Annotated in this window: 6 protein-coding genes; 5 read left to right on the forward strand and 1 reads right to left on the reverse strand. The window is 68.9% G+C overall.

The annotated features are described in order from the left end of the window. Positions 1-46: 46 nt before the first annotated feature. Positions 47-2620 carry a DEAD/DEAH box helicase gene (locus ACWD68_RS12785; RefSeq protein WP_451806437.1) on the reverse strand — a complete coding sequence of 858 codons (2574 nt, stop codon included), beginning with the start codon at positions 2618-2620 and terminating at the stop codon, positions 47-49. An 80-nt stretch (positions 2621-2700) separates the two neighbouring features. On the opposite strand from ACWD68_RS12785, the gene bldG reads away from it, so the two are divergent. From bldG to ACWD68_RS12810, 5 genes are all read left to right on the forward strand, one after another. Then, positions 2701-3054 (forward strand): anti-sigma factor antagonist BldG, encoded by a 354-nt coding sequence (gene bldG / locus ACWD68_RS12790; protein ID WP_028799135.1) that lies wholly within the window; start codon positions 2701-2703, stop codon positions 3052-3054. Positions 3055-3155: 101 nt separating this feature from the next. Next, positions 3156-3593 (forward strand): ATP-binding protein, encoded by a 438-nt coding sequence (locus ACWD68_RS12795; RefSeq protein WP_451806438.1) that lies wholly within the window; start codon positions 3156-3158, stop codon positions 3591-3593. A gap of 326 nt (positions 3594-3919) precedes the next feature. Next, complete coding sequence (locus ACWD68_RS12800; protein WP_451806439.1) at positions 3920-6328, forward strand: sodium-translocating pyrophosphatase; 2409 nt, start codon at positions 3920-3922, stop codon at positions 6326-6328. Positions 6329-6559: 231 nt separating this feature from the next. Beyond that, positions 6560-7156: a small secreted protein gene (locus ACWD68_RS12805; RefSeq protein WP_451806440.1), complete on the forward strand. Its 597-nt coding sequence runs from the start codon at positions 6560-6562 to the stop codon at positions 7154-7156. Between the two features lie 239 nt (positions 7157-7395). Next, entirely contained in the window at positions 7396-8925 is a 1530-nt protein-coding gene (locus ACWD68_RS12810; protein ID WP_451806441.1) for a DUF7059 domain-containing protein, read from the forward strand. Positions 8926-9327: the final 402 nt, after the last annotated feature.

Below are 9327 nucleotides of genomic sequence, written 5' to 3' on the forward strand. Positions count from 1 at the left end.
GCCCTCGCTTCCTCGGTTCTCCGCCGCCACTCACCTCACCCGGCTTTCACTCTTCCGGCCCTGAGCTCTCGGCCTTCCGGTCCTGAGCTCTCGGTCCTGGTGCACCCAGCCCCGACTCCGGGCCCTCACCATCCCGGCTCTCACTCCTTCGGCCCTCCTCCGACGCTGACTCCTCCGGCGCCGTTCGCAGCAGTTCTGTGAGCAGGCGTACGGCACCTCGTTTGTGCAGGGGGTCGTTCCCGTTGCCGCACTTGGGGGACTGGATGCAGGAGGGGCAGCCGGCGTCGCACTCGCAGGAGGCGATGGCCTGGCGGGTGGCCGTGAGCCAGGAGCGGGCCGTGTGGAAGGCGCGCTCGGCGAATCCGGCGCCGCCCGGGTGGCCGTCGTACACGAAGACGGTGGGCAGGAGTGTGTCCGGGTGGAGGGGGACGGAGACGCCGCCGATGTCCCAGCGGTCGCAGGTGGCGAAGAGGGGCAGCATGCCGATCGAGGCGTGCTCGGCGGCGTGCAGGGCGCCGCCGAGGATCTCCGGGTTGATCCGGGCCGCGTCCAGTTGGTCCTCGGTGACCGTCCACCAGACGGCACGAGTGCGGAGGCTACGAGGGGGGAGGTCGAGTTTCGTCTCGCCGAGGACCTCACCGGTGATGACACGCCTACGCAGGAAGGAGACGACTTGGTTGGTGACCTCCACGGATCCGTAGCACAACCGCCCCTCGCCCCAGGGGACTTCGACGTCGGTCTCGAGGACGGCGATGGAGGTGGTGTCGCGGGCGACCGTCGAATAGGGCGGGCTGGCCTCCTCGACCAGTGCGACGGAGTCCTCCAGGTCCAGCTTGCGCACCAGGTACGTACGGCCCTGGTGGAGATGGACCGCGCCCTCGTGGACCGCCGTGTGCGCGGCGCCCGCGTCGACCGTGCCGAGCAGGCGCCCGGTTCCGGACTCGACGACCTGCACCGGGCTGCCGCCGCCCCCGCGGATGTCGGTCAGGTCGGCGGCCCGCTCCCGGCGCGTCCAGTGCCAGGCCGTCGCCCGGCGACGCAGCAGCTTCGCCGCCTCCAGCTGCGGCAGCAGATCGGCGGTGGCGGGGCCGAACAGCTCCAGGTCGTCTTCCGTGAGCGGGATCTCGGAGGCGGCGGCGCACAGGTGCGGGGCCAGGACGTACGGGTTGTCGGGGTCGAGCACCGTGGATTCCACCGGTTGGTCGAACAGGGCCTCGGGGTGGTGGACGAGGAAGGTGTCCAGCGGGTCGTCGCGGGCGACCAGGATCGCCAGCGCGCCCTGCCCGGAGCGGCCCGCGCGGCCCGCCTGCTGCCAGAGGGAGGCGCGGGTGCCCGGATAGCCGGCGATGACGACGGCGTCGAGGCCGGAGACGTCGACGCCGAGTTCGAGGGCTGTGGTGGCGGCGAGGCCGAGGAGTTCGCCGGAATGCAGCGCGCGTTCCAGGGCGCGGCGTTCCTCGGGGAGGTAGCCGCCGCGGTAGGCGGCGACGCGCCGGACGAGTGAGCGGTCGATCTCGGCCAGGCGTTCCTGGGCGATCACCGAGATCAGCTCGGCGCCACGCCGGGACCGTACGAAGGCGATCGAGCGCATGCCCTGGACGGTGAGGTCGGTCAGCAGATCGGCCGTTTCGGCGGTTGCGGTACGCCGGACGGGTGCACCTTTCTCACCGTGCAGTTCGGTGAGCGGGGGCTCCCAGAGGGCGAACACCAGTTCCCCCCGGGGGGAGGCGTCGTCGGAGACCTCGACCACCGGGAGACCGGTCAGGCGGCGCGCGGCGACCGAGGGCTCGGCGGCGGTCGCGGAGGCCAGCAGGAAGACGGGAGAGGCGCCGTAGCGGGCGCACAGGCGGCGCAGGCGGCGCAGCACCTGGGCGACGTGGGAGCCGAAGACGCCGCGGTAGGTGTGGCATTCGTCGATGACGACGTAGCGCAGGGCGCGCAGGAAGGAGGCCCAGCGGGGGTGGGAGGGCAATATCCCGCGGTGCAGCATGTCGGGGTTGGTCAGGACGTAGTTGGCGTACTGGCGTACCCATTCGCGTTCCTCGAAGGGTGTGTCGCCGTCGTACACGGCTGGGCGTACGGCATTGCCCAGAGGTTGTGAAAGTTCCTTCACGGAACGGCGTTGGTCGGCCGCCAGGGCCTTGGTGGGGGCCAGGTAGAGGGCGGTGGCACCCCGGCCGTTCGGGGCCTCGGAGCCGTCCAGGAGGGCCGTCAGGACCGGGGCGAGGTAGGCCAGGGACTTGCCGGAGGCGGTGCCGGTGGCGACGACCACCGACTCGCCGTCCAGGGCGTGCTCGGCGGCCTGTGCCTGGTGGGCCCAGGGGTGTTCGATGCCCGCGGCCTGCACCGCGGCGATGACCTCCGAACGGATCCGGTCGGGCCAGACGGCATGGCGACCCGCTCGCGGGGGCAAGTGCTCCGTATGAGTGATGCGCGAAGCCCGGCTCGGCCCCGAGGCGAGCCGGTCCAGGACGGTGCTCGGCGAGGGGCGGGAAACTGTGTCCGTCGAGGATCGATCGGATCGGTGATTCTTGGCCATCGGCATCGAGTGTGTCACTGGCGTGACGGACAATGGGCCCAAGGCGTCGTGCACGCCTGCCGGTAAGTGATTGAATGCCATCGCGGCTGGCGAACCGTCCCGGGGGCTCTGCCGAGGTGTCCCATGGGGCGACCGCTCGATAGCAAGGTGCTGGAGGATCCGTGGACCTGTCCCTGTCGACTCGCAATGTGTCCGGCCCTAATGGCGACCGTACGGTCGTCGAGGTCGGCGGCGAAATCGATGTATATACCGCGCCCAAGCTGCGAGAGCAGCTGGTCGAGCTGGTGAACGACGGCAGTTTCCACCTCGTCGTCGACATGGAGGGCGTGGACTTCCTCGACTCCACCGGTCTCGGCGTGCTGGTGGGCGGCCTGAAGCGCGTACGGGCCCATGAGGGCTCGCTGCGTCTGGTCTGCAACCAGGAGCGCATTCTGAAGATCTTCCGTATTACTGGTCTCACCAAGGTGTTCCCGATTCACACCTCGGTGGAGGAGGCGGTCAACGCGACCGACTGACCACCGGTCTCCCGGGTCGTGGGCCCGGCTTCGCAGAAGTGGGGGGACCGGGCCCACGGCCCGGCCCCCTGACAGCACGCCCGTAGTTCAGAGGGGGATGCATGGCCACCGTTGAACTCCGCTTCAGCGCGCTGCCCGAGCACGTCAGGACCGCCCGACTGGTGGCGGCAGCGGTGGCGCGCAGGGCCGGAGTGGACGAGGCCGTACTCGACGAGGTCAGGCTCGCCGTCGGCGAGGCCTGTACTCGTGCCGTCGGACTGCACCAGAGCAACGGCATCTCGGCGCCGGTGCAGGTGACGCTGATCGAGGAGGAGAAGCAGTTCTCCATCGAGGTCGGTGACGAGGTGCCGGGTTCGGTGCCCGGAGGGGCGGCGCCCGGCGCCGCTTCCGGTGGCTCGGACGCGGAAACCGAGGAGGACGAGATGGGCCTCGCGGTCATCAGTGGCCTCGTCGACGATGTGGAAGTCACCTCTGGAGAACACGGCGGACTGATCAGGATGAGCTGGCCCACTACGCCGCCGGCCGTGGCTCTTTCCTGACAACCGCCCCTGTTTTTTTGCCCCGAAGGGCCCTACTCGGTGGGGCCCTTCGGCATGTCCGGGCTCCCATGCCCCGGCTCTCTCGCGCGTTCCTGAGTTGATCGTGCACGGCGTTTCGTGAATTCATTCACGATCAGTCGCGAGACTATTGGATCAAGCCTCCATGCTTCTGGGGCATTACTGCATTTGGGCTCCGTGGACGCCTGTCGATCATTTGCCGAAGTGCACGGGAAGACTAATTCCGCTTACGCACACTGTTTTGATCAGGTTCCGGTACCTACAATCCGTCCACATCTTGAGCTCAGCCCAAGCGTCAAGGAGGACGAATGGCGGGGCTTTCTACCCCTCATCAGTTTGACCACCCCACAACCCTCGCGGCCGCGGTTCTGACGGACGACAACCGTCTCATCGTCATGGTCATCGCGGTCGTCGCCGTGGCGGCGCTCGTGGTCGCCGGGATCCTGGTCCGCCAGGTGCTCGCAGCGGGCGAGGGCACCGACAGCATGAAGGAGATCGCGACGGCGATCCAGGAGGGCGCGAATGCCTACCTGGGACGTCAGATGCGCACGCTCGGCGTATTCGCCGCCGTGGTGTTCTTCCTGCTCATGCTGCTGCCCGCGGACGACTGGAATCAGCGCGCCGGACGGTCGATCTTCTTCTTGATCGGCGCGGTGTTCTCGGCGACCACCGGTTATATCGGTATGTGGCTCGCCGTACGGAGCAATGTCCGCGTGGCCGCCGCGGCACGGGAAGCGACTCCGGCGGAGGGTGAGCCCGAAAGGGATCTCACCGCTGTCTCGCACAAAGCCATGAAGATCGCTTTCCGCACCGGCGGCGTCGTCGGCATGTTCACGGTGGGGCTCGGTCTGCTGGGCGCCTCCTGTGTGGTGCTCGTGTACGCGGCCGACGCGCCGAAGGTCCTGGAGGGCTTCGGTCTCGGCGCGGCACTGATCGCCATGTTCATGCGTGTCGGCGGCGGCATCTTCACCAAGGCCGCCGACGTCGGCGCCGACCTGGTCGGCAAGGTCGAGCAGGGCATTCCGGAGGACGACCCGCGCAATGCCGCGACCATCGCCGACAACGTCGGCGACAACGTCGGCGACTGCGCCGGTATGGCCGCGGACCTCTTCGAGTCGTACGCCGTCACGCTCGTCGCCGCGCTGATCCTCGGCAAGGTGGCGTTCGGCGACTCCGGGCTCGCGTTCCCGCTGATCGTGCCCGCGATCGGCGTACTCACCGCGATGATCGGCATCTTCGCGGTGGCGCCCCGGCGCTCCGACCGCAGCGGCATGTCCGCGATCAACCGTGGTTTCTTCATCTCCGCGGCGATCTCGCTCGTGCTGGTCGCCCTGGCCGTCTACATCTACCTCCCGGGGACCTACGCCGAACTGGAAGGTGTCACGGACGCGGCGATCAAGGCCAAGGACGGCGATCCGCGGATCCTCGCGGTCGTCGCCGTCGCGATCGGCATCCTGCTGGCCGCTCTGATCCAGCAGTTGACCGGCTACTTCACCGAGACAACCCGCCGTCCCGTGCGGGACATCGGCAAGAGTTCGCTGACCGGCGCGGCCACCGTCGTCCTCGCCGGCATCTCCATCGGTCTCGAATCGGCCGTCTACACCGCCCTGTTGATCGGCCTCGGCGTGTACGGGGCGTTCCTGCTGGGTGGTACGTCGATCATGCTGGCGCTGTTCGCGGTGGCGCTCGCCGGAACCGGCCTGCTCACCACGGTCGGTGTCATCGTCGCGATGGACACCTTCGGTCCCGTCTCCGACAACGCGCAGGGCATCGCCGAGATGTCCGGCGATGTCGAGGGCGCGGGCGCACAGGTGCTCACCGACCTGGACGCCGTCGGCAACACCACCAAGGCCATCACCAAGGGCATCGCCATCGCCACCGCCGTCCTCGCGGCCTCGGCTCTCTTCGGCTCGTACCGTGACGCGATCACCACGGCGGCGAGCGACGTGGGTGAGAAGGTCTCCGGCCCCGGCGCGCCGATGAACCTGATGATGGACATCTCGCAACCCAACAACCTGGTGGGTCTCATCGCGGGCGCCGCGGTCGTCTTCCTCTTCTCGGGGCTGGCGATCAACGCGGTGTCGCGGTCCGCCGGAGCGGTGGTCTACGAGGTGCGGCGGCAGTTCCGCGAGCATCCCGGGATCATGGATTACTCCGAGAAGCCCGAGTACGGGCGCGTCGTCGACATCTGCACCAAGGACGCGCTTCGCGAACTGGCCACACCAGGCCTGCTCGCGGTGCTCACGCCGATCGCGATCGGGTTCACGCTCGGTGTCGGCGCGCTCGGCTCGTTCCTCGCGGGCGCCATCGGCACCGGCACGCTGATGGCCGTCTTCCTCGCCAACTCCGGTGGCGCGTGGGACAACGCCAAGAAACTCGTCGAGGACGGCCATCATGGCGGCAAGGGCAGCGAGGCCCACGCCGCGACGGTGATCGGTGACACGGTCGGTGACCCCTTCAAGGACACGGCGGGCCCCGCGATCAACCCGCTGCTGAAGGTCATGAACCTGGTGTCGCTCCTGATCGCTCCGGCGATCGTCAAGTTCTCGTACGGCGACGACAAGAGTGTCGGTGTACGGGTGTTCATCGCCGTTTTCGCGATCCTCGTGATCGTGGGTGCCGTGTACATCTCCAAGCGGCGCGGGATCGTCATGGGAGATGAGGAAGGCAACGACGAAGGGGTCGCCAAGTCGGCCGATCCGGCGGTGGTTTCCTAGCTCACAGGTTCTGCGCCTGATGCGGTACGGACTTTCCGTGCCTGGTCAGCGAAGGGGCCAACGGGCGGGTGGACGGCGCGTGTTGACGCGCTGTGCGCCCGCCCTGTGTGTGTTCACACCCTCGTCGTGAGCCTTCTCTCGCTTGGTGCAAATGGCTTTAATAGGTGTCTTAGCGGACATTCGACATATGGATGTCGCCCACATGGCGTGTATGTTCCGGGGCCGAGAGCCATGGAAGGGACCAAACCGGTGAACAAGAAGCTCGCGGCCGCACTGTCCGGCGGTGCGGTACTGGTACTCGCGCTGTCGGGATGCAGCAGCAGCGACGACAACGGCAACGACAAGCTGGACTCCTGGGCCAAGCAAGTCTGTGACGCGGTGAAGCCGCAGGCGCAGAAGATCGAGGCCGCGAACGCCGCGATCCAGAAGCAGACCTCGGACAACAGCACGCCGGGAGCCGTTCAGGACACAGACGCACAGGCCTTCCAGGACATGTCCGACGCCTACAAGGCGATCGGCAGCGCCGTCGACAACGCGGGAGCGCCGGACGTCGACGGCGGGAAGGCGAAGCAGACCAACGCGGTCAAGGAACTCAACGACATCTCCTCGTCGTACGCCGCCCTGAAGGCGCAGGTCGACAAGCTCGACACCAAGGACCAGGCCAAGTTCGCCGACGGCCTCAAGGACATCGCGACCCAGCTCGACAAGCTGAGCCAGAGCGGGAACGACGCCCTGAAGAAGCTGGAGGAGGGCGACGTGGGCAAGGCGATGGCCCAGCAGGCGAGCTGCAAGTCGGCTTCCGGGTCCCCGGCGGCCACCAACGGCTGAGTCTCCGGAGGGGCCCGCGACGGTGACCGAGGGGGAGTCTCCGGCTGCCGAAGGGGAGCCCTGAGGAGAAGTCCCTTGGGCGGCGATCGTCCGTTCGACCGAATGAGAGCCCGGCGCGCCCGCGTGCCGGGCTCTCGACGCGCGCTGTCCACAGGTGATGCTCTCTGTCCACAGGACGAAGGCCACAGGTGATGCTCTCTGTCCACAGGTGTGGGTGCCGGTGGGCGATAGCGGACACAATGGGAGGCGTGAGTCACACCAGCCTGTCACCGTTGCCCTCGTCCGATCGCGCCGATGTCGCCGCTCGGCTGCGGAGCGCCCTGCTCGGCGGCTCCTTCACCGCCGACGGACTCCTCGATCTGCTCGGCGCCCCCGCCTACACGGCGCTGGCGCGCAGTGAGACCGTGCCCGCCCTCCGGGCGACCCGTGGGGACACACCGCTGGAGACGCTCGTACGGCTGTTCCTGCTGCAGCAGCCCGTGCCGCACGCGCGTGTGGTGGACGTGCTGCCCGTCGAGGACGCCCTGGAGAGCGGCTGGCTGACCCGGACGGGCGGGGGCGAGGTCGCGGCGACCGTCGACATCCGGCCCTACGGCGGGCCCGGCGGCGAGGACTGGTTCATCGTGTCCGACCTCGGATGTGCCGTCGGCGGCGCCGGCGGCATCGGCAGCCGGGAGGAAGGTGTCGTCCTGGGCGTGGGAGGCGCCTCCACGACCCTCGCCGGCATCACCGTGCGCACGCCCGTCGACTCCGCGCTCGACCTCGGCACCGGCTCCGGAATCCAGGCCCTGCACGTCGCGCAGCACGCCACGCGCGTGACCGCGACCGACCTGAACCCCCGCGCGCTGCACATCACGGCGCTCACCCTGGCACTCTCCGGCGCTCCGGCCGCCGACCTGCGCGAGGGCTCCCTCTTCGAGCCCGTTCACGCCGACGAGACGTTCGACCTGATCGTCTCGAACCCGCCCTTCGTGATCTCGCCGGGCGCCCGGCTGACGTACCGCGACGGTGGAATGGGCGGGGACGATCTGTGCCGCACGCTCGTTCAGCAGTCGGGGGACCGGCTGAGCGAAGGGGGGTACGCCCAGTTCCTGGCCAACTGGCAGCACGTGGAGGGCGAGGACTGGCAGGACCGGCTGCGCTCCTGGGTGCCGCGCGGCTGCGACGCCTGGATCGTGCAGCGCGAGGTGCAGGACGTCACGCAGTACGCGGAGTTGTGGCTGCGCGACGCGGGTGACCACCGTGCCGACCCGGCCGAATACCAGGCGCGTTACGACGCATGGCTCGACGAGTTCGAGGCGCGCAAGGTGAAGGCCGTCGGCTTCGGATGGATCACGCTGCGCAGGACAGCGGCCGCCGAGCCCTCGATCACGGTCGAGGAATGGCCGCACTCGGTCGAGCAGCCGCTCGGCGAGGCCGTGCGCGCACACTTCGACCGGCTCGACTATCTACGGCAACACGACGACGCGGGCCTGCTCGCCGGTCACTTCAAGCTGGTGGCGGAGGTCGTGCAGGAGCAGGTCGGACTGCCCGGCGCCGAGGACCCGGAGCATGTGGTCCTGCGTCAGCACCGCGGAATGCGCCGGGCCACCAAGGTGGACACGGTCGGTGCGGGCTTCGCCGGGGTGTGCGACGGCACGCTGAGCGCGGGGCGGATCCTCGACGCCATCGCCCAACTGGTCGGCGAGGACCCGGTGTTGCTTCGCGACCGGACACCCTCGCAGATCCGCCTGCTGGTGGAGCAGGGGTTCCTGGAGCCGGTGGAGTAGGTGACGGGGGCTGTGGGGCGGGGGCTCGAGTTGGGCTGGAGTTGGGGTGGTGGCCAGGGTTGGGGGTCGGGCTTGGGCTGAACCTGGGTTGAGGCTTGGGCTTGGGCTGAACCTGGGCTGGGCTGAACCTGGGCCCGGGATGGGCTGGGCCCGGGATGGGCCTGGGCCTGCGCTGGGTTGGGGCTTGGGCTGAACCTGAACCTGGGCCTGGCCTGGCCTGGGTTGGGGGGCGTGGCCGGAGGCTTGCGGCCCGGTCCTGCAGCCTTGCGGCTTGCGGCCGGGTCCTGCAGTTTCGCGGCCGGTGGCCTGAAGTTCCCCCCGCGAACTGGACAGCGGGTGTTTACGCTGCCGGGACGAGGTTCTGCCTGAGCAGGGATCTCGTTTCGAGCGGGGTGACGTAGC

Source organism: Streptomyces sp. NPDC005141 (assembly GCF_053599975.1).